The 20,443-nt window shown below is 70.3% G+C and carries 21 protein-coding genes; 11 read left to right on the top strand and 10 right to left on the bottom strand.

Annotated elements, in window-relative coordinates; translation table 11 throughout:
- Positions 1–507: a MarR family transcriptional regulator gene (locus tag AB0C12_RS07515; protein ID WP_360545256.1), complete on the bottom strand. Its 507-nt coding sequence runs from the start codon at positions 505–507 to the stop codon at positions 1–3.
- Between the two features lie 88 nt (positions 508–595).
- On the opposite strand from AB0C12_RS07515, the gene AB0C12_RS07510 reads away from it, so the two are divergent.
- Positions 596–1,168: an NAD(P)H-dependent oxidoreductase gene (locus tag AB0C12_RS07510; protein WP_360545254.1), complete on the top strand. Its 573-nt coding sequence runs from the start codon at positions 596–598 to the stop codon at positions 1,166–1,168.
- 80 nt (positions 1,169–1,248) lie between these two features.
- Here the strand turns inward: AB0C12_RS07510 and AB0C12_RS07505 are convergent, their stop codons facing one another.
- Positions 1,249–1,707 carry a lamin tail domain-containing protein gene (locus tag AB0C12_RS07505; RefSeq protein ID WP_360545252.1) on the bottom strand — a complete coding sequence of 153 codons (459 nt, stop codon included), beginning with the start codon at positions 1,705–1,707 and terminating at the stop codon, positions 1,249–1,251.
- 376 nt (positions 1,708–2,083) lie between these two features.
- On the opposite strand from AB0C12_RS07505, the gene AB0C12_RS07500 reads away from it, so the two are divergent.
- From AB0C12_RS07500 to AB0C12_RS07485, 4 genes are read left to right on the top strand one after another with little or no spacing between them, the layout of a single operon-like run.
- Entirely contained in the window at positions 2,084–2,875 is a 792-nt protein-coding gene (locus AB0C12_RS07500; protein WP_360545250.1) for a G5 domain-containing protein, read from the top strand.
- Positions 2,876–2,916: 41 nt separating this feature from the next.
- Positions 2,917–3,672, top strand: a complete 756-nt coding sequence (locus AB0C12_RS07495; RefSeq protein WP_360545248.1) for a class I SAM-dependent methyltransferase — start codon at positions 2,917–2,919, stop codon at positions 3,670–3,672.
- Positions 3,673–3,683: 11 nt separating this feature from the next.
- Positions 3,684–4,526: a nucleotidyltransferase domain-containing protein gene (locus AB0C12_RS07490; protein ID WP_360545246.1), complete on the top strand. Its 843-nt coding sequence runs from the start codon at positions 3,684–3,686 to the stop codon at positions 4,524–4,526.
- Entirely contained in the window at positions 4,523–5,260 is a 738-nt protein-coding gene (locus tag AB0C12_RS07485; RefSeq protein WP_360545244.1) for a peptidase E, read from the top strand. The genes AB0C12_RS07490 and AB0C12_RS07485 overlap by 4 nt, the downstream gene beginning before the upstream one ends.
- Before the next feature lies 1 nt (position 5,261).
- On the opposite strand, the gene AB0C12_RS07480 is transcribed toward AB0C12_RS07485, so the two are convergent.
- From AB0C12_RS07480 to AB0C12_RS07465, 4 genes are all read right to left on the bottom strand, one after another.
- Complete coding sequence (locus tag AB0C12_RS07480; protein ID WP_360545242.1) at positions 5,262–6,959, bottom strand: ThuA domain-containing protein; 1,698 nt, start codon at positions 6,957–6,959, stop codon at positions 5,262–5,264.
- Complete coding sequence (locus tag AB0C12_RS07475; protein WP_360545240.1) at positions 6,956–9,757, bottom strand: PQQ-dependent sugar dehydrogenase; 2,802 nt, start codon at positions 9,755–9,757, stop codon at positions 6,956–6,958. Before AB0C12_RS07475 ends, AB0C12_RS07480 begins: the two co-directional genes overlap by 4 nt.
- A 250-nt stretch (positions 9,758–10,007) precedes the next feature.
- Positions 10,008–10,370: a PH domain-containing protein gene (locus tag AB0C12_RS07470; protein WP_125812592.1), complete on the bottom strand. Its 363-nt coding sequence runs from the start codon at positions 10,368–10,370 to the stop codon at positions 10,008–10,010.
- 10 nt (positions 10,371–10,380) lie between these two features.
- On the bottom strand, positions 10,381–10,692 hold the full coding sequence (locus tag AB0C12_RS07465; protein ID WP_360545238.1) for a pterin dehydratase: 312 nt from the start codon (positions 10,690–10,692) through the stop codon (positions 10,381–10,383).
- A gap of 182 nt (positions 10,693–10,874) precedes the next feature.
- On the opposite strand from AB0C12_RS07465, the gene AB0C12_RS07460 reads away from it, so the two are divergent.
- Positions 10,875–11,309 (top strand): (deoxy)nucleoside triphosphate pyrophosphohydrolase, encoded by a 435-nt coding sequence (locus tag AB0C12_RS07460; protein WP_360545236.1) that lies wholly within the window; start codon positions 10,875–10,877, stop codon positions 11,307–11,309.
- On the opposite strand, the gene AB0C12_RS07455 is transcribed toward AB0C12_RS07460, so the two are convergent.
- Entirely contained in the window at positions 11,286–12,821 is a 1,536-nt protein-coding gene (locus tag AB0C12_RS07455; protein ID WP_360545234.1) for a long-chain fatty acid--CoA ligase, read from the bottom strand. The two genes, AB0C12_RS07460 and AB0C12_RS07455, sit on opposite strands and share 24 nt — an antisense overlap.
- The gene (locus AB0C12_RS07450; RefSeq protein WP_360545232.1) at positions 12,818–13,990 is read right to left on the bottom strand and encodes an acyl-CoA dehydrogenase family protein; all 1,173 of its coding nucleotides are present in this window, start codon (positions 13,988–13,990) and stop codon (positions 12,818–12,820) included. The genes AB0C12_RS07455 and AB0C12_RS07450 overlap by 4 nt, the downstream gene beginning before the upstream one ends.
- 54 nt (positions 13,991–14,044) lie before the next feature.
- On the opposite strand from AB0C12_RS07450, the gene AB0C12_RS07445 reads away from it, so the two are divergent.
- From AB0C12_RS07445 to AB0C12_RS07435, 3 genes are read left to right on the top strand one after another with little or no spacing between them, the layout of a single operon-like run.
- Positions 14,045–14,692, top strand: a complete 648-nt coding sequence (locus AB0C12_RS07445) for a TetR/AcrR family transcriptional regulator (protein WP_360545230.1) — start codon at positions 14,045–14,047, stop codon at positions 14,690–14,692.
- A complete protein-coding gene (locus tag AB0C12_RS07440) occupies positions 14,689–16,089 on the top strand; it encodes an aldehyde dehydrogenase family protein (RefSeq protein WP_360545228.1) in 1,401 nt (466 codons plus the stop codon). Before AB0C12_RS07445 ends, AB0C12_RS07440 begins: the two co-directional genes overlap by 4 nt.
- Positions 16,086–17,171 carry an alcohol dehydrogenase catalytic domain-containing protein gene (locus tag AB0C12_RS07435; protein WP_360545226.1) on the top strand — a complete coding sequence of 362 codons (1,086 nt, stop codon included), beginning with the start codon at positions 16,086–16,088 and terminating at the stop codon, positions 17,169–17,171. The genes AB0C12_RS07440 and AB0C12_RS07435 overlap by 4 nt, the downstream gene beginning before the upstream one ends.
- On the opposite strand, the gene AB0C12_RS07430 is transcribed toward AB0C12_RS07435, so the two are convergent.
- Complete coding sequence (locus AB0C12_RS07430) at positions 17,168–17,896, bottom strand: DUF5753 domain-containing protein (RefSeq protein WP_360545224.1); 729 nt, start codon at positions 17,894–17,896, stop codon at positions 17,168–17,170. The two genes, AB0C12_RS07435 and AB0C12_RS07430, sit on opposite strands and share 4 nt — an antisense overlap.
- A gap of 339 nt (positions 17,897–18,235) precedes the next feature.
- On the opposite strand from AB0C12_RS07430, the gene AB0C12_RS07425 reads away from it, so the two are divergent.
- Positions 18,236–18,538, top strand: a complete 303-nt coding sequence (locus tag AB0C12_RS07425; protein ID WP_360545222.1) for a hypothetical protein — start codon at positions 18,236–18,238, stop codon at positions 18,536–18,538.
- A gap of 5 nt (positions 18,539–18,543) precedes the next feature.
- Here the strand turns inward: AB0C12_RS07425 and AB0C12_RS07420 are convergent, their stop codons facing one another.
- On the bottom strand, positions 18,544–19,416 hold the full coding sequence (locus AB0C12_RS07420) for a helix-turn-helix transcriptional regulator (RefSeq protein ID WP_360545220.1): 873 nt from the start codon (positions 19,414–19,416) through the stop codon (positions 18,544–18,546).
- 198 nt (positions 19,417–19,614) lie between these two features.
- Here AB0C12_RS07420 and AB0C12_RS07415 point away from each other — a divergent pair, with 198 nt between their 5' ends.
- Entirely contained in the window at positions 19,615–19,815 is a 201-nt protein-coding gene (locus tag AB0C12_RS07415; RefSeq protein WP_360545218.1) for a DUF397 domain-containing protein, read from the top strand.
- The last annotated feature ends 628 nt before the right edge of the window (positions 19,816–20,443 follow it).

The following is a 20,443-nucleotide window of genomic DNA, read 5'->3' as shown; positions in this document are numbered from 1 at the left end:
TCAGTCGTCATGCGGGGAACTCTGACACGCGTTCCCGGCACCGCCCGCCATCGCCTCGAGAGCCGTCGCGAGCCGGCACAGATCCAACCCTTCCAGGTGATCCACGATGTGGCGCCGGACACTGCGCAGGTGGGTCGGCCACGCCTCGCGGAGCCGGGCCAGGCCGTCGTCGGTGAGCACCGCGTTCAGCCCGCGGGCGTCGTTCTCGCAGCGGATCCGGCGCAGGTGACCCTGGGCTTCCAGCTTGGCGGCCAGCCGGGTCATCCCGCTCATCGACATGTCGCAGGCGGCGGCGAGCTCATTCATCCGCATCCGGCCGTGCTCGGACTCCGAGAGGTGCCGCAGGACCGCGTATTCGCTCAGCGACATGCGCTGCTCCGCCTGGAGGTCCGCGTCCAGCTCACGGGGCATGACCAGGATGAGTCGGCCCAGCGCCCGGATCACCGCCTCCTCCGCGGGGCTCAGCGGCACCACCGCGGCGGGCCCGGCGAGAGGGGTGGCGGACATGACAAAGATCCTACGACCTTGACACCACGCCGCCCAGACCTATTTGCTTGACGAAGCAAACAACAGATCGAGCAACGGAGCATCGGCCATGACCAAGATCGGAATCATTCTCGGCAGCACCCGCCCCGGCCGTAACGGCGAGGCTGTCGCCAAGTGGGTCCTGGACCTGGCGTCGCAGCGCACCGATGCGGAGTTCGAGCTGGTCGACCTGCTCGACTACAAGCTGCCGCACCTCGACGAGCCGGTACCGCCCTCGATGGCCCAGTACAGCCAGGCGCACACCCTCGAGTGGGCGGCCAAGATCGCGTCCTTCGACGGCTTCGTGATGGTCACCCCGGAGTACAACCACGCCACCTCCGGCGTGCTCAAGAACGCCATCGACTTCCTCTTCGCCGAGTGGAACAACAAGGCCGTCGGCTTCGTCGGCTACGGCTCGGTCGGCGGCGCCCGCGCCGTGGAGTCGCTGCGCCTCATCGCCGGCGAGCTGATGATGGCGGACGTCCGGGCGGCGGTCACCCTGTCGCTGGCCACCGACTTCGTCAACTACAGCCAGTTCACCCCGGGCGCCCACCAGACCGGCGCGCTGACCACCGTGCTGGACCAGGTCGTGGCCTGGAGCACCGCCCTCGCGCCGCTGCGCCAGGCCGCTGTCGCCGCCTGACCCGATCCGGCAGCACAGATACGGCGGGCCGCCGGGGTGAGCAGAGCACCCCGGCGGCCCGCTCTCGCGTGGCGCGACGATCAGCAGGCGACCCAGGTGCGGTTCGCCTTGGACTTCCAGGAGCAGGTGTCGAGCGACTTGCCCGAGGCGTTGCGCAGGGTCGCGGTGTCGCCGGTGTTGTTCCAGATGTAGTTGCCGCTGCCCCAGAAGACGTTGCGGCCCGACTTGGTCCCCTTGCCGGTCTTCACCCAGATCCGGCCACCCTTGGCCGCGATCGTCGTGCTGCCGAACGTGTACGTGTGCCGCGACGCGTCGCGGATGGTGTAGCCCTTGAGGTTGACCGCCTTGCTGCCGGTGTTGACCAGCGAGATCCACTCGGCGTTGAGGCTGGCGTTGCTGCGGGTGTCCTTGCCCGGCGAGTCGTACTGGGCGCCGTGGAAGCGCAGGCCCGGCGTCGCCGCCGACGCCGGGCCGCTGATCGCGAGCGTGCCGGTGAGGGCCATCGCTGCCGCTGCCAGGATGCTGACCGTTCTGCGCACCGTACCTCCAGGGTTTTTGGGCGGGTCGCAAGCATTGTCGGCCGGGTGTGCGGCGGCGCGGTGCACACGGAGTGCGGCGCGGCGGACCGAAACAGATCACCGCTCGGCGGTGTCGGATAGCCGTCGGGCGCTTCGGCGTCATCCTTTCGGGTGCGGCTGTGATGCTGGCCCGGCGGCGCCGCGGCAGCACAATGCTTTGGTGCTAAACCAGACATCTAGTGATACCTGGCAGCATCTACTCGAAATGCCGCGTAAGTCCCTCTGGGCGCGGCTGCCATTCGGGGTACGGATGGCCACTGCCGGGCTCGGGGTGCTCGCCCTCGTGGCTGGCACAGCAGGCGGGATCGCCGCCTTGACCAGCGAAGACACGCGTGTCGTGACGGCCGTGGGTCGGGAGTCCCCGGTCGTCGACCTGCCCGCGGCCGAGGTGCCGCTCCCGTCCCAGGCGGGTGCGACCGGCCTCGGTGACGGGGTCCTCGGCCATGCCCAGGCCGAGCGGGAGGCCGACGAGACCCGGTCGGCGCCCGGCGAGGCGGACCGCACGGCGACCCGCTCGCCACGCCGCGCCGCCTCGGCCGACCGCGGCCGTACGGGTGGTGGTGCCGTCGCCCCCGCGGCCGGCGCCGCGGCGGCCGCGCCCGCTCCGGCGGGAGCACCCGCCGCACCGAAGGTCCGCACCGAGGTGGTCTCCGAGACGGAGGCCATCCCGTTCCGGACCACGCTGGTCCGGGACCCGTCGCTGCCGCCCGGCACCCGGGAGATCGAGACGCCCGGGGTGCCCGGCGAGCGGCTGCTGCGCTACGAGGTCACCTACACCGGGGACCGCGAGACGAGCCGGCGCCTGCTCGACTCGACAGTGACCCGCGAGCCGCAGGACCGGGTGGTGGCCTTCGGCAACCGGGGACGCGGCGGGGGCGGCCAGCACAGCGGCGGGCGCGGCCGGCACGACCGGGGACAGGGCCACCGGGAATGCCGTCTGCTGGGCTCGTGCGTACGGATGGGCCGCGAAGCGGTCTGCACCCACGGCGACAAGGCCGACACCCGTCCGGAGAGCATCATCGACGGCGACCTGAGCCTGCTCGACGCCTCGGACATCGACGAGCTGGAGCTGACGCTGCCCTGCCCGGACGAGGAGGACACCGGCAAGGCCGGCGACGAGCCGAAGTAAATCGTTGGCCCGGGCCGGGCGCGGCGACGGACACTGCCCCGATGCCTGCGACGTTCGACGAGCTGATCGCCGAGGCGGCGGCCGTACCGGTGGAGGGCTGGGACTTCTCCTGGTTCGACGGGCGGGCCACCGAGCAGCGCCCGTCCTGGGGCTACGCCCGGCTGGTCGCCGACCGGATGGCGCGTGCCGAGGCGGCGCTGGACGTGCAGACCGGTGGCGGGGAGGTCCTCGCCACCGTGCCGAAGCCGCCCGCTCGGCTGGTGGCGACCGACTCGTGGCGTCCGAACCTGCCGGTCGCCGCCCGCAATCTGCGGCCCCTCGGCGCGCTGGTGGTGGAAGCGGCCGACGCGCCCACCCTGCCGTTCCGCGACGGCGCGTTCGACCTGGTGGTGAGCCGGCACCCGGTCGGAACGCTGTGGGACGAGGTCGCCCGGGTGCTGCGGCCCGGCGGCACCTTCCTGTCCCAGCAGATCGGCGCGGGCACCAACCGGGAGCTGTCCGAGGCCATGCTCGGCCCGCTGCCGCCGCCCGACCCGCGGCACCCGGAGAAACTGGCGGCGGCCGCCCGGGCCGCGGGCCTGAGCGTGCTCGACGTACGGGCGGAGACCCTGCGGGCGGAGTACTTCGACGTGGCCGCGGTGACCTACTTCCTGCGCAAGGTCGTCTGGACGGTGCCCGGGTTCAGCGTCGAGAAGTACCGGCCCCAGCTGCGCGCCGTGCACGATCGGATCCAGGCCGGCGGCCCGTTCGTCTCGTACGCCCGGCGGGTCCTGATCGAGGCGCGCAAACCGGGCTGAGGTAGGCGAGGATGAGCGGCGTGGCGTTGAGTGACGAGCGGCTCGGTGAGCTGGCGGCCCGGCTGACCGAGGTGCCGGGCGTGACCGCGGTGCTGCTGGGCGGGAGCCGGGCCCGCGGCACCCACACCCCGGAGTCCGACACCGACCTGGGCGTCTACTACCACCGGCCCCTCGACGTGGCGGTCCTCGGCGAGCTGGCCCGGACCTTCGGCGGGCCGGCCGCGCAGGTCACGCCGGTCGGTGGCTGGGGGCCGTGGGTGGACGGTGGCGGGTGGCTCACCGTGGACGGCGCGGCCGTCGACTGGATCTACCGTGACCTCGACCGCGTCACCGCCGCCTGGGCGGACGCCGAGCAGGGCCGATATGCGTTCCACGCCCAGGCCGGCCATCCGCTGGGCGTGCCCGACTTCGCGTACGCGGGTGAGGTCGCCCTCGGGGTGATCCTGACCGACCCGAACGGTGAGCTGACCGCCCTGCGTGCGCAGATGTCGACCTACCCGCCGGCGTTGCGCGAGGCGCTGGTGGCCGGGCTCTGGGAGGCCGACTTCCTGACCGGGCTGGGCCGCAAGGCGGTCACCCGCGGTGACGCCGCCTACGTGGCCGGCTGCCTGTTCCGCCTGGTCGGCGTCTGCGCGCACGCCCTGCACGGTGCGGCCGGCCGCTGGCTCGTCAATGAGAAGGGCGCCGTCGCCGCGGCCGCCGCCCTGCCCGGCGCCCCGCCGAGGTTCCGCGCACAGGTCGACGCCGTCTTCACCGCGGTGGACGGCGATCCGGTGCATCTGACCGCGGCTCTCGACGCGGCGGCCGACCTCGTTCTGGAGACGGCCGACGCGTGCGCCATGATGACGCGATGACCGCCGATCAACCGACCATCCTCGCCACGAGCGCCGGATTCGCCCGCGGCCGGTACGGCCCCTTCGACATGCGTCCCGGCCCGGTCCACCGCTTCGCCGCCGATCTGGCGAACGCGGGGGACACCGCCAAGTTCTGCTTCCTGCACCAGGCCGTCGGTGATCCCGACAACTGGATCGGGGCCACCTACGCCGCCTTCGCCAAGACCCGCTACCGGGCCTCGCACCTGCAGCTCTTCCCGATGCCCAACCACGACGACATCCGCGCCCACCTGCTCGACCAGGACGTGATCTGGGTGAACGGCGGCAGCGTGGCCAACCTGGTGGCGGTGTGGCGGGTGCACGGGCTCGAGGAGATCCTGCACGAGGCGTGGCAGGCCGGCGTGGTGCTCGGCGGCGTCTCGGCCGGTTCGATCTGCTGGCACCAGGGCGGCAGCACCGACAGCTTCGGGCCCGACCTGCGGGCGTTCACCGACGGGCTGGGCTGGCTGCCGTACAGCAACGGCGTGCACTACGACGCCGAGGAGCAGCGCCGGCCGATGATGCACAAGCTCATCGGCGACGGCACGCTGGGCGACGGCTACGCGACCGACGACGGGGCCGGGCTGGTCTACCGCGGCACCAGCCTGGCGGAGGTCGTGGCCGACAAGCAAGGACCTCGGGGGTACGAACTCAAGCGGGCAGCGGACGGCTCGGTGACCGAGACGCCGCTGCCCACCCGGGTGCTGGACTACTGAACTACTGAGGCAGCTTCCACTTCTGGTTGGCGGCGCCGAGGCAGTCCCAGATGTGGATCTGCTGGCCGTCGGCCGAGCTGTTCTGGCTGACGTCCAGGCATCGGCCCGACTGCGGGTTGCGCAGGCTCTGGTCCGGCTGGGCCGACCAGACCTGTGCGCCCGAGCCGTTGCAGGTCCAGAGCTGCGCCTTGGTGCCGTTGCCGGTGGCGCCACCGGCCACGTCGAGGCACTTGCCCAGCGCCTTGACCGGCCCGTTGGCGGTCACGGTCCACTTCTGCGCGTTGCTGTTGTTGCAGGTGTAGAGCTGGATCTTGGTGCCGTCGGCGGTGCCGGCGCCGGCGACGTCCAGGCACTTGTTGGCGAGGCCGACGATCGGGCCGGTGCCGGCGGGCGGCGGCTGGGTGCCACCGAGCTCCTTGATCCGTACGTTGCGGAAGGCGGCGTCGTCGCCGTCACCGTGGTTCTGGAGTCCGATGTGGCCGGCCAGTGAGCGCACCGGGTCGGTGTTGGTGAAGTCGTTGACCTTCGTGCCGTTCAGGAAGACCTGCAGCCGTTCACCCTCGACCAGCAGCTCGTAGGTGTTCCACTCGCCCGGCGGGTTGAGGGCGGCGTCGCGGGCCGCCAGGTCCGCCGACTTGAACGTGTAGACGGCGCCGGTGGTGCGGTCGGCGGCGTCGGTCGCGTCGATCTGCACCTCGTAGCCGTTGTTCACCGCTGACCACGGGTCGGTCGACGGGGGGAAGCCGATGAAGACGCCCGTGTTGTCGTCGCCGGCCAGCTTCCAGTCCAGCTTCAGCGAGTAGTTGGTGAACTGCTTCTGGCTGTACCAGAACAGGCCCATGCCACCGGTCGAGGTGAGCGTCGCGTCGCTGTTGGTGAAGGCGCCCGGACCGGCCTGCGACCAGCCGGCGGTGGAGCCGTTGTAGAGCGGCGTGTAACCCGTCTCCGGGCGGCAGTCGGCGTTGCTGGCCTCGGCCGCGTACCGGATGCCGCCGAGCAGGTGGGCCCGGAAGGCCGGGTCCGCGTACGACTCGATGGTGTGGCCGCCGCCGGTGTAGAAGGACCGGCCGCCCTCGTAGGTCTTGCACCACACGTGCGGGTGGTCGGCGCCCATGCCACCGCCCGAGTACGAGCTCTCGTCCAGAGTGGCCAGCACGTGCGCCGTGGACCGGGCGTTGGTGCGGTAGTTGTACCACTCGTCGGTGCGGTTCCAGCGCTGCGGCAGGTGCGCGGTCGCCGAGTGGGCGCGGTCCTCGATCACCACGGCGGCCGGCTGGATCGCCGGGTGCGAGGCGAAGTACGCGCCGACCAGCTGACCGTAGAACGGCCAGTCGTACTCGGTGTCGGCCGCGGCGTGCACGCCGACGTAGCCGCCACCGCCGCGGATGTAGCCCTCGAAGGCGGTCTGCTGGGTGGCGTTGAGCACGTCACCCGTGGTGTTGAGGAAGACGACGGCCTCGTAGGTGGCCAGCCCGGCTGTGGTGAACGCCGCCGGGTCCTCGGTCGCGGTGACCGAGAAACCGTTGGCCGCGCCCAGATCCCGGATGGTCTGGATGCCGGCCGGGATGGCGTCGTGCCGGAAGCCTGCCGTCCGGGAGAAGACCAGCACGTCGTACGGGTCGTCCGCGGCCGCGGCCGGGGAGGCGATCGCGACCGAGGCCGGGATCAACAGCAGGGCACCTAGCACTTTGCCGATCATGGCAACACCCACTTCTGGTTGGCGGCGCCCAGGCAGTCCCAGATGTGGATCTGCTGCCCGTCGGCCGAGCTGTTCTGACTGACGTCGAGGCATCTGCCCGACTGCGGGTTGCGCAGGCTGCCGTCGGCGTTCGCGGTCCAGTTCTGCGCGGCGCTGCCGTTGCAGGTGTAGAGCTGGGCCTTGGTGCCGTTGGCGGTGGCGCCGCCGGCCACGTCGAGGCACTTGCCCAGGGCCTTGACCGTGCTCCCGGCGGTCACGGTCCAGTTCTGCGCCGCGCTGCCGTTACAGGTGTAGAGCTGGATCTTCGTGCCGTCGGCGGTGGCGCCGCCGGCCACGTCGAGGCACTTGCCGGCCAGCCCGACGATCGGACCGACGCGGGCCGCGGATCCGTTCAGCGTGAACGCGTCCAGGTCGAACAGAGCGCCGGCACCGCCCGCGAAGGTCAGGTACAGCGGGCCGGTGGTGTTCGGGGCGCCGCTGACCGTACCGGTGACGTTGGTGAAGGTGTCCCAGCCGCCGGTCACCGGCACCGCGGCCGAGCCGACGACCGTGCCGGTCGCCGAGCCGGTACGCAGCTGCAGCGTGCCGCCCACGCCGCCGGAGGAGACCCGGGCCGTGAAGGAGGTGACCCCGCTGAGCCGGTACGGCTCGAACGCGATCCAGTCCCCGTTGTTGATGTTGCCGACGGTCTGGCCACCCTCGGCCGCCGTCTTGCTCATCTTGTCCACACCGGACGACGTCTTGTAGTGCTCGCCCTGCCGGTGCCGTGGCTGCAGGGTGTGCTGGGTGTGCGTGGTCAGGCCGCCGGCGTCGGTGTACTCGGCGTCGAAGACCGCGAAGATGTTGGCCGCCGAGTCGTGCTCACCGTCGACCGGGATGGTGATGGTGCCGGTGCAGCCGTTCTGCGAGGTGATCTGGTGACCGTGGCTGTCGTGGCCCAGCACGTAGGTCAGCTTGACGTTCGCGCAGTTGATCGAGCTGTCCTCCGGGTCGGTGACCGTGATGGAGAACGGGATGCTGTCGCCGTAGGAGAAGAGCGTGCCGTTGGGCGGGTTGTTGATCGTCACCGTGGGGGCGGTGTTGCCGACCCCGATGGTCACGTTGGCCGTACCGGTCAGCCCCTCGGGGTCCCGCACGGTGAGCGTCACCTGGTACGTCCCGTTGGCTGTGTACGTCTTGGTGGGGTTGGCCGCGGTGGACGTGGTGCCGTCACCGAAGTTCCACGAGTACGTCAGCGCACCACCCTCCGGATCGGACGATCCCGCCGAGGAGAACGTCACGGCCAGCGGTGCCTGCCCGGAGGTCCGGTTCGCGCCGGCCACCGCGGTCGGCGCCCGGTTCGAGCCGGCCAGGTAGTCGAAGCGGTACAGCGCCGAGTTGACGTCACCGTTGAAGTAGCCGGTGCCGTAGTCCAGGACGTACAGCGAGCCCTCGGGGCCGAACGCCATGTCCATCACCTGCTTGCCGACCCAGGGGAAGGTCGAGATCTCGCCCACCGAGCCGTCGGTGCCCACGTGGATCGGCTTGATCCAGCCGCGGCCGAGCTCACCGGCGAAGAAGTGGCCGTCCAGCGCGGCGGGGAACTTGGTGGGGGAGTTGAGGTTCGCGTTGTAGCGGTAGACCGGACCGGCCATCGGGGACTCCGAGCCGCCGCCGAACTCGGGCGGGGTGCCGGCGTCGCCCGCGTACCGGATCCAGGCCGCCCGGGCCGGCGGCAGCTTGCTCAGGCCGGTGTTGCGGAACGAGTTGTTCGTCGGCCCGCCGGCGCAGTCGTACTTGGCCCCGGTGGTGCCGTTGGCGAAGTTCCACTCGTTGTAGGTCTCGGCACTGGTGTTGTTGCCGGTGCAGTACGGCCAGCCGTAGTTGCCCGGGCTGGTGATCCGGTTGAACTCGACCTGGCCGCTGGGCCCGCGGTTGGGGTCGGAGGAACCGGCGTCCGGACCGTAGTCACCGAGGTAGACGACGCCGGTGGCCTTGTCCACACTCATCCGGAACGGGTTGCGGAAGCCCATCGCGTAGATCTCGGGACGGGTGTTCGCCGTGCCCGGTGCGAACAGGTTGCCCGCCGGGACGCTGTACGTCCCGTTCGCGTTCACCTTGATCCGCAGCACCTTGCCGCGCAGGTCGTTGGTGTTGCCGGCGCTGCGCTGCGCGTCGTATCCGGGGTTGCGGTCGGTGCGCTCGTCCAGCGGCGAGTAGCCGGCGGACTCGAACGGGTTGGAGTCGTCCCCGGTGGACAGGTAGAGATTGCCGGCCGCGTCGAAGTCGATGTCCCCGCCGACGTGGCAGCACAGGCCACGGCTCGCCGGCACGTCGAGCACGTCGACCTTGCTGGCGGTGTTGAGGGTGAAGTCGGCGTTGAGCGTGTAGCGGGAGAGCCGGTTGACGCCGGTCCAGGCGGAGAAGTCCGAGCCGCTGGCCGGGGCGTCCCCGGCCGGGGTGCTCAGCGGCGGCGCGTAGTAGAGGTAGATCTGCCGGTTGGTGGCGAAGCCCGGGTCGACTCCGACGCCCTGCAGCCCTTCCTCGTCGTGGCTGTAGACCGCGAGGGTGCCGATGACCGCGGTGGTGCCGTTCTTGTCGGTACGCCGCAGCGTGCCGTTGCGGGCGGTGTGCAGCACCGAGGAGTCGGGCAGCACCGCGAGGGCCATCGGCTCGCCCATCTCGGCGACGCCCTTGGCCAGCGTGACCTGCTGGAAGTCGGCGGGGTTGATGTCGTGGGCCGCGGCCGGTGCGGCGGTGGCGACCAGACTCGCGGCGACGAGCAGGGCAGCGCCGGCCGCGTATCGAAGTCTGGGCATGCGTCGATATCTTGGGGACACGGGTGACCGTCCCTTTCCTGACGTAGGGGAATTGCCAGGTGTGGGCAACGGCGGCGCGGTCCGGGGAATGACCGCGTCGCGTGTTACCGGCATGTAACAGTGAGCAAACGTTAGTAACTTCTCGCTCAGCTGTCCATACTTTTGACACGACGGCATGGACTTTTGTCGATTGCAACAAAAAGATGCGCCGCCCGACGTGGGCGACGCATCGTGATGACGAAAGAACGCGTCAGGACGCGTAGTGCAGGATCACGTTGTGCACGTGCTGGGTCTTCTCCGAGCCGCGGAACTCGACCTCGTAGGTGTGGGTGCCCACGCTGATCGCGATCGTGCCGGTCGAGAAGAACTGCCCGGCCCAGCTCTTGTTGCTCACCACGCTCACGCTGCTCACCTTGGAGTACGGGATGCTGGTGATCGCAAAGCGTTTCCCCACGAAGGACTTGTCCTGGATGATCACGCGACGGGTGGTGAGCCCGATGAAGCCGGTGCCGGCGCCGACGGCGTCGTACACCGCGATGATCTGTTCACCCTCGAGCAGGCCGCTCTCGATCTGCTGGAGCTGGCCCTTGCTGTCGTAAATCGGCGCCGTCATGATCCCGAGGTTACTGAGGCCCGACCACTGTGCGGTAGGCGTCCTCGATCCGGGCCGCGAGAGTGACCTCACCGTCGGTGATGGTCTCGCCGTCGGACGCGCCGAGCAGGATCTGCGTGTGACCGTCCATGCGCCGGATGCTGGGCCGAAGGCGCAACGTGTCGGCGGCGACCTTGATCCGCTCCGTCAGAGCGGCATGCTGGCTGTCGTCACAGGCGAGGATGCGCTTGAGCTGGACCCCGTCCTGGGTCCATCCGCCCAGCACCGCGAGCGCGTCACTCAAGTAGTCGGAGCGGGTACCCCGTAGTTTCCTGCCCCGCATGGCCGCACCTCCCTGGCGTCGTTGCCGGCTTGTGGCCAAACTGTCGCCGTGTCGTCATGGTCGGTGCCCACAGTCTTGTCTTCCCCGTCAACTATGTCCACGCCCACATATCCGTGTTCTCGTGACGATCGGGACGCATCGTTCAACCTGATCGGTCAAGTTTTGTGGCACGCTCTTGGCTCATGTCCCATGAACGCCACGTCAACGGCCGTCCGTCACCGAGGGTGATTGTCGCGGCAGTGATCGTGCAGGACGGCCGGGTGCTCGCCTGTGAGCGCTCCGCGCCGCCGGAGGTCGCCGGGCGCTGGGAGTTCCCGGGCGGCAAGGTCGAGCCCGGGGAGACCGACGCTCAGGCGCTGGCCCGCGAGTGCGCGGAGGAGCTGGGCGTACGGGTGGCCGTCGGGGCCCGGGTGGGGCCGGACGTGCCGCTGGCGCACGGCCGGGCCGTCCTGCGCGTCTTCACGGTGACGCTGCTGAACGGCGACGAGCCGCGCGCCCTCGAACACACGGCGATGCGCTGGCTGGCCGCCGACGAGCTGGACAGTGTGCCCTGGCTGCCGGCGGACAGGCCGATCGTCGCGGAACTACCGGTGCTACTGGCCGAAGGTCCGGCGTAGCTCGCGCTTGAGCACCTTGAAACTGGGTCCCATCGGCAGCGCCTCCACGAAGCGGATCTGCCGCGGGTACTTGTGCTTGCCGAGCTTCTCCCGGGACCAGTCGATCAGCTCCTGCTCGGTGATGCCGCCCGGATCGGGCACCACGACCGCGCAGATCTCCTCGCCGTGCACCGGGTCCGGCACGCCGATGACCGCGACCTGCACGACGGCCGGGTGCCGGGCCAGCGCCTCCTCCACCTCGCGGGGATAGACGTTGAAGCCGCCCCGGATCACCAGGTCCTTCTTGCGGTCGACGATCGTGATGAACCCGTCGGCGTCCTTGGTGCCCAGGTCACCGCTGCGGAACCAGCCGTCGACGACCGCCTCGGCGGTGGCCTCGGGCCGGTTCAGGTAGCCGGCGAAGACGTTGTGACCGCGGATCACGATCTCGCCGAGCTCGCCGGTGGGCAACAGCTCGATGCGCTCGTCGACCTCCGCGCGGGCGATCTCCACCTCGACGCCCCAGATCGGGTGGCCGATGGTGCCGGCCCGGGTGCCGAACGCCGGCTGATTGGTGGTCGCGGTGGGTGAGGTCTCGGACAGCCCGTAGCCCTCGAACACCGTCGAGTGGAACGTCTCGCTGAAGCGCTCCAGCACGGCCACCGGCAGCGACGCCCCGCCCGAGACGCAGATCCGCAGCTCCGGCAGCTTGTCGGCCTTCGCCGCCGCCTCCAGCAGGCCGATGTACATCGTCGGCACGCCGTGGAAGACGGTCACCCGCTCACGCACCATCAGGTCGATCGCGGCCTCACCGGTGAAGCGGGCCAGCAGCACCAGGGTCCCGCCGAGCCGGAAGGTGCCGTTCATGCCCACGGTCTGCCCGAAGGTGTGGAACAGCGGCAGGCAGCCCATGACCACGTCGTCGGCGCGTACCTCGTTGGCGTCGAAGACGTTGACGGTCGCGTTCATGACCAGGTTGAGGTGGGTGAGCAGGGCGCCCTTGGGCTCCCCGGTGGTGCCGCTGGTGTAGAACACCACCGCGACGTCCTCGGCCTCGCGGCTCACGTACGTCGGCAGCGGCGGGACCGCGGCCGACACCTCCTCCAGCCGCGGCGGGGCGTCCGGCACTCCGGGCGGCATCGGGCCGACACTGGCGACCCGCGTGCCGGAGATGCTCGCGGCGCCCATTGCCGTCTTCAGCTGGCTGGAGTGGGACACAAGCAGGTCCGCCCGGCTGTCGCGCAGGACGTACGCCATCTCGTCCGCGGTGAGCAGCAGGTGGACCGGGACGATCCGGGCGCCCACCGCCAGCGCCCCGTAGTACGCCCGGGGGAAGTCGGCCACGTTGGGGATCAGCACGGCGACGGTGTCGCCCGGCCCGATGCCCAGCTCCCGCAGCCCGGCCGCGTACGCCAGCGACTGCTGCCAGAGATCGCGGTAGCTGATCCGCTCGGCGTGGTCGACGATCGCGACCTTGTCCGGATACCGCCGGGCGGCCTCGGCCAGCACAGCCGCCAGCGACAACATCGTCATGAGAGATGGCCTCCGATCTTGGTGTAACCACGCAGCAGATCGCGGGAGATGATCAGGCGCTGCATCTCGTCGGTGCCCTCGTAGATGCGCATCAGCCGGACCTGGCGGTACCAGCGCTCGATCGGCAGCTCGCGGGTGTAGCCCATGCCGCCGTGGATCTGCATGACCCGGTCGACCACGTTGTTGACCATGTTGGCGCCGTACAGCTTGGCCATCGAGGACGCGTGCCGCGGGTCCCAGCCCTGGTCCACGGTCCAGGCCGCCTTGAGGATGAGCCAGCGGGCCGCCTCCAGCTCGACCTCGGAGTCGGCGATCATCCACTGGACGGCCTGGTTGGAACCGATCGTGCGGCCGAAGGTCTCGCGGGTGTTGGCGTACTCGATCGCCATGCCCAGGGCCCGCTCGGCGATGCCCACCGCGTTCGACGGGATCAGGTAGCGGCCCTTGCCGATCCACTTCATGCCCAGCTCGAAGCCCTGGCCGAGCTCGCCGAGGATGTTGCGCGACGGCACCCGGACGTTGTCGAAGATCAGCGCGGCCGGGCCGCCCTCGCCCATGGTCTGGATGAACTCCGAGCGCCAGCCCATGTCCCGGTCGACCAGGAAGGCGGTCGTGCCACCGCCGCGCACGCCCTTCTCCTTGTCGGTGACTGCCACGACGATGACGAAGTCCGCGTCGTTGCCGTTGGTGATGAACGTCTTCTCGCCGTTGAGAATCCAGTCGTCACCGTCCTGGCGGGCGCTGAGCTTGATGTTGGCCGCGTCCGAGCCGGCGCCCGGCTCGGTGATGGCGAAGCAGGAGATCCGGTCGCCCTCGATGGTCGGCACCAGATACTCGGCTTTTTGCGCGTCGTTGGCGTAATACAGGATGTTGTCGGCCTCGCCACCGAACTTGAACTGCACGAACGTGCGGCCGACCTCGGTCCAGATCAGTGACTGCAGGACCGCGGGGAGGTCCATGCCGCCGTACTCCTCCGGGGTCGACAGGCCCCAGAAGCCGAACTTCTTCGCCTTGAGCTGCAACTCGCGCAGCTCGCTGCGCTCCAGCCCGGGCTGGTGGTTGCGCTCGCGCCGCAGAGCTTCCTGCTCCAGCGGCATGACATCGCGGGTGATGAATTGACGGGCGGTGTCGCGAACGGCCCGCTCCTCGTCGCTGAGTTGAAAGTCCACGTGATAAAACTAGCGGTGTAAGTTTTGTGCCGTCCAGAGTTTCAGGAGCGTTAAATGGCCCGGCCCCGGCACACCCTGCTCAGCCGAGAGCGGATCGTCGAGGTGGCGGGCCAGCTGGTCGACGCCGAAGGACTCGAGGCCGTCTCCGTGCGCCGGCTCGCCACCGAGCTGGGCGTCGCCGGGCCCTCGCTCTACAACCACTTCCCGACCAAGGCCGAGATCCTGGACGCGGTCGCCGACGCGGTGGTGGCCCGGGTGGACGTCTCGTTCTTCGCCGACCACGACTGGCGCGAGGCGTTGCGGCTCTGGGCGTACTCGTATCACGCGGAGCTCTCCGCCCACCCCAACATCGTGCCGGTCCTGGCCCACGGCCCCGGCCGCCGGCCGGCCGCGCTGGCCATGGCCGACACGGTCTACGGCGGTCTCATCGCCGCCGGCTGGCCGCCGGCCCGGGCGACCCACATCGGCGCCGTGATGCGTTATCTGGTCACCGGTGCGGCCCTCGGCTCGTTCGCCCTAGGCTTCGACGAGGACCCCCAGCTGTACGCCGAGCGCTACCCGCACCTGCGCGACGCCCACCTGCTGGCCGAACACCGGCGCAGCGTCGACGAAGGCGCGTTCGCCCTCGGCCTGGAAACCGTCCTCACCGGCCTGGACGCGCTCAAGGCCCGGCTCGACCCGCTGAAAGGGAGCCTGACATGACCCTCTCCCGCGACCGGATCTACCTCGACGGGGCCTGGACGGCTGCCGTGGGCACCGAGACCATCCCGGTGGAGAACCCGGCGACCGAGGAGATCCTCGGCCACGTGCCCGCCGGCACCGCCGCGGACGTGGACCGGGCCGTCGCGGCCGCCCGGGCCGCCTTCCCCGGCTGGGCCGGGACGCCGATGGCCGAACGCGGGGCGGTGCTCGGCAAGCTGCACGAGGCGCTCGCCGCCCGCGCGGGCGACATCGCCCGCACCGTCGGACTCGAGCTGGGCACGCCGCTCAAGGTCGCGAAGGCGGTCCAGGCGGGACTGCCGCTCACGGTCCTCCGGGGGTACGCCGACCTGGCCGCCCAGCCGGTGCCGGAGGAGACCATCGGCAACTCCCTGATCGTGCACGAGCCGGTCGGCGTGGTCGGGGCGATCACTCCGTGGAACTACCCGTTGCACCAGGTCGTCGCCAAGGTGGCCGCAGCGCTGGCGGCCGGCTGCACAGTGGTGCTCAAGCCCAGCGAGCTGACGCCGCTGGTGGCGTACCTGCTGATCGATGCGGCCGACGAGGCCGGGCTGCCGCCGGGGGTGCTCAACCTGGTGCCCGGCACCGGACCGGTGGTGGGCGCGGCGATCGCCGGGCACCCGGACGTGGACATGGTGTCGTTCACCGGCTCGACCGCGACCGGGCGGGCGATCACCCACGCGGCCGCCGACCGGATCGCCCGGGTGGCGCTGGAGCTCGGCGGCAAGTCGGCCAACGTCATCCTCGAAGACGCCGACCTCACCAAGGCGGTCAAGGTGGGCGTGGGCAACGCCTTCCTCAACTCCGGCCAGACCTGCACGGCCTGGACCCGGATGCTGGTGCACCGCAGCCACTACGACGCCGCTGTCGAGCTCGCCGCGGCCGCCGCCTCGGCGTACACCACCGGTGACCCGTTCGACGAGGGCACCCGGCTCGGGCCGCTGGTGTCCGCGGCGCAGCGCGAGCGGGTCCGAGGCTTCATCGCCCGCGCCGGCGCGCGGCAGGTGGCCGGCGACGCCCCGGTCCCGGACAAGGGTTACTTCGTCGCGCCGACCGTGTTCGCGGACGTCGACCCGGCGAGCGAGCTGGCCCAGGAGGAGGTCTTCGGCCCGGTGCTGTCGATCATCGGTTTCGACGACGACGACCACGCGGTGGAGATCGCCAACAACTCGAAGTACGGTCTGGCCGGTGGCGTGTGGGGCTCACCGGACCGGGCGCTGGCCGTGGCCCGCCGGATGCGTACGGGCGCGGTCGACGTGAACGGCGGCTCGTTCAACCCGGTGGCCCCGTTCGGCGGCTACAAGCAGTCGGGCCTCGGCCGCGAGCTCGGCGCGTACGGCCTCAGCGAGTTCCAGCAGACGAAAGCGATTCAGCGGTGACCTCTTACATCAAGGCCCTGGTCGTCCGGGAGGCCGGCACGGCACCCGCGGTCGAGGAGCTGCGCCTGCCCGAGATCGGCCCCGGCCAGGTCCGCGTCCGCATCCGCGCGGCCGGCGTCTGCCACTCCGACCTGTCCATGGTCAACGGCACGCTGAGCCCGCCGCACCCGCTGGTCCTCGGGCACGAAGCGGCGGGCGAGGTGGTGGAGGCCGGCACCGGCGTGACCCGGGTACGCGCGGGCAGTCACGTGGCGCTGAACTGGTCACCGCCCTGCCGCGAATGCTGGTTCTGCACACACGGCGAGCCGTGGCTGTGCTCGACGGCGAACGTGGCGGCGCTGGAGAACGGCAGCACGCTGGACGGTGCGCCGGTGCACGTGACGCTGGGGCTGGGCGCTTTCGCCGAGCAGGTCGTGGTGCCGGAGCGGGCCGTCATCCCCGTACCGGATGAACTGGCCTGGGAAAGCGCGGCCCTGCTGGGCTGCGCGGTGCTGACCGGCACCGGAGCGGTGCGCAACACCGCGCGGGTCGCCGAGGGTGACTCGGTCGTGGTGATCGGCCTCGGCGGGGTGGGTCTGTCGGTGGTCGCGGCGGCCCGGGCCGCCGGTGCCGCGACGGTCATCGCGGTGGACGTGTCGGAGGCCAAGAAGGCGCTCGCGGAGGCCGCCGGGGCGACCGACTTCGTGGTCTCCTCGGAAAACCTGTCCAAGGACATCCGGTCGCGCACGGACCGGCTGGGCGCGGACCACGCCTTCGAATGCGTGGGCCGGGCGGCGACCATCCGGGCGGCGTGGCGGGCGACCCGCCGCGGCGGCCAGGTGACCGTGGTGGGCATGGGCCGCGCGGACGACATGGTGGAACTGAGCGCGCTGGACATCTTCTCCAGCGCCCGTACGCTGCGGGCCTCGGTCTACGGCTCGTCGGACCCGGACGTCGAGGTGCCGGCGCTGGCCCAGGACGTGCTCTCGGGCGCGCTGAAGCTCGACCACCTGATCACCGACCGCATTCCGCTCGCCGGCGTCCCGGCGGCCTTCGAGCGGATGGCCCGTGGCGAGGGGGCCCGTTCGGTCGTGGTCTTCTAGGACGGGTCCGAGGGCAGTGAGTCGCGGATCCGGCGGACGGTGGCCAGGGCCGCGGCGTTGCCGTCGGTGCCGGCCAGCAGCCGGTCCAGGCAGTCGCTGTACGGCCTGGTCGCCGCCGCGCCGGTGAGCAGTGAGTCGGTCGCGGTCGACTCCAGGAAGAGCACCTCGGCGCTGTCGTCGGCGAACCGCAGGAGCTCGAAGTATCCGCCGAGGCCGGCGTGCGCGCCGTCCTCGGCCGGCTTGACCACCAGAGTGATCGTCTCGAGCTCGCCCAGGTAGAGCAGGTCTTCCAGCTGTGCCTTGAGGACCTCGACGCCGCCGACCGGCCGGCGCAGGACGAACTCGTCCAGCACCACGGTCAGCCTCGGCGGCTCTGCCCCGCACATCCGGTCGAGCAGCTCGTACTGCCGTCCCAGGCGTACCTCGACGCGGGCCAGAGCGGCAGGATCGTCGGGCACCCGCCCGGTGATCGCCGTGGTCGCCGCGAGCGCGTACGCCGGGGTCTGCAGGATGCCGGGCACGACCAGCGGCTGGCACACGCCGAGCTGGGCGGCCCGGGCCTCGTGGTCGAGGAAGCGCGGGTATTCGATGGTGAACTGGTGGAGCGCCCACCAGTCGCTGTCCCGATCCCGGTGATCAGACGACAGTCGCAGTGAATCTCGCAGCTCGCTCAGCGGGGCCAGGAGCCGATCGCGGGCGAGTGCTGGTCCGGTGGGTTGTGACATGACGAGCCTCTTCCACTGGTGAGGTCCGACTACGCCGTCGTCCTGAGCTGGATGGGAGCCGCTCCCTCCTTCGTTGCGACTGACCTTCGTTGCAGCTGGCCTTCCCTGCGACCGGCCTGAAGGGAAGTTCAGTTTGCGGTGTGCCCCCACGATAAACGACGAGGCCGAATCGGCGCGCTCATCGTTCGACCAAGACTCTAGCCGGGTGAAGATCCAGGGTCGCCGACCCAGAGTGCATTTTGCAGATAGCGCTTAGCCGTTAGAAATTTGTGATCAGACTGTTGCTGTCCGGAAATTTCTGCGGACAATCGGAGGCAGGATCGAGGTAAGGGGACCGAGATGTCGATCGACCGCACTTCCCCGAGCGCCCCTCGATGCGGCTGGGCCGTCTACTACGCCGACCGCCGCATCGTCGTCACCAGCTGGTACGTCGAGACGCAGCACCAGCGTTACCGGATTCCCGACCTCGAGGACGTCGCCGTTGTGCTCGACCCCCGGCGTGGCTTGCGCTGGCGGGAGATCCGCGCCCTGCACCACGGCACGGAGGTGGTCCTCTATGGCACCGGTGACCGGGCCCAGTTCGAACGGGTCCGCCGCGCGCTGATCCGGGCCCTCGAGATCAACCGCTCCCCGTTCCCGTGACCCGCTCAGACCTTCAGGCGCCGGCGGGCCCGGCCGATCTCGTCGGTGGCGTGCTTGCCGGACAGTCCCGACGAGAGCAGGTCGTCCATGATCTTGCGGAAGGTCTCCGTCTTGGTCTTGTCGGTCAGCAGGAAATCGTCCGCCGGCGTCTCGATGAAGACCACGTCGTCGTCCTGGCGGCCGGCGAACTCCAGCAGCTCGAAGGTGCCGCCCAGGCCACCGTGGGCGCCGAGGTCGAGCGGAACCACGGTGAGATGCACCGTCGGGCGCTTGGAGACGGCCAGCAGATGATCGAGCTGGGCGGCCATCACCTCGGTCCCGCCGACCGGACGCAGCAGCACGGCCTCGTCCACGGCCATGTTGAGCGCCGGGGGGCGGCTGCTGTCGAGCCGGTCGAACAGGGTCTCCTGACGCTTGCGGCGAACCTCGGTCAGATTCATCCCCGTCGAGTCGGCGACGGCCTCCTTGATCACCGGCGAGCTGAGTGCCTTGGCGTACTCGGGGGTCTGCAGGAGGCCGGGGATGAACAGGGCGAAGTAGCCGTACAGGCCGGAGGCTTCGCTCTCGAAGGCGACGAAGTCCTTGAACTCCTGCGACAGCTTCTCCTCACGCCACCACCGGCGCTCCCGGGAGATCTCGGAGAGGTCCATCAGCCGCTCGACCTCGGCCGGATCCTGGACGTCGTAGAACTCCAGGAGGGCTTTGACCTCGATCGGCTGGATCGTGACGACGCCGTTCTCGATGCGGTTGAGCTTGCTCTGCGACCACCGCATCTTGCGGGCGACAGCGGAAGCGGTGTGTCCCTGCGCCTCCCGCCGCTCACGCAGATAGGTGTGCAACCGCAGGCGCGCGATGGCTGGGCCGACCGGCTCGGTCATGATCAACTCCGGTGACGTCGGCAATCGTGGATCTCCCTTACCTTAGTGCAATTTGCAACTGGATGTTTGCACCGGCATGGTCTAGCATCCATTTTTGCTTGCGTTAGTTCCGGGTCAGACGCGGACAAAAACGTAAAATCAGACTTATCAGCCTGGGGTGCTTCGACCGCCGGGCGCTCTTATACAGCTGGAGGCCGGATGAACACGCCCGACGAGGTCCATCAGTGGCGCAAGAGCAAGCGCAGCTCCAGCGGCAACTGTGTCGAGGTGAGCGCCGGGCCGCAGGCGATCCTTGTCCGGGATTCCAAGAACCCACAGGGCGCTGTGCTGTCGTTCAGCCGGGAGACTTTTCAGGACTTTTTGCGTGGGGTGCGGGGCGAGGAGTTCGACCTCAGCTGAAGTGAGCTGGTGTGGTCCCGCGCCGGTGAACCCTCTGGCGGCGCGGGATGCGGCCGGTATGGGCCGGGCGCCCGCCGGCATGGAGCGTCAGTCGCCACCGCGACCAGCGCCGGCTGTGGCTCCGGCCGGCGACGCCACTCGAAGTCCTTGAGCGCGGTGATCGCGGCCGCCGGCGGAGAGGGCCTACTCGCGTTGGCTGAGACCGTGCAACAGGCCGTCATAATGTACGAGACACCCCCTAAGCGGCGTCCGGTTGCACGGCTGGGTCGCCGACCGGAAGAACCTCCAGCTGGCGGTACTGCCGCCGGCGACATCTCGGCGTGCGGAGCCGCGCTGAGCGTGCCGACGAACTGCGTGGGTGTTGCCGCGAAGCGGCGTTGGAACGCCGGGTCGTTGTGAGGATGCCGGACGCGGCGTCGTTGAGTGTGACTGCCGCTCGGGTGTCGGATGGCCGGGCCGGATGGCGCCGAGCCTGAGGGTTGGCGGCCTGGGTGCCGCCGAGGCCGCTGGCCGTGGAGCCGCCCGCCTGGGCGCCGCCGAGGCCGCTGGCCGTGGAGCCGCCCGCCTGGGCGCCGCCGAGGCCGCTGGCCGTGGAGCCGCCCGCCTGGGCGCCGCCGAGGCCGCTGGC

This window comes from Actinoplanes sp. NPDC048967 (assembly GCF_040649415.1).
GTDB lineage: Bacteria > Actinomycetota > Actinomycetes > Mycobacteriales > Micromonosporaceae > Actinoplanes.
The sequence above is the reverse complement of the archived record's forward strand: the minus strand, read 5'-3'. Positions and strand labels throughout refer to the sequence as shown.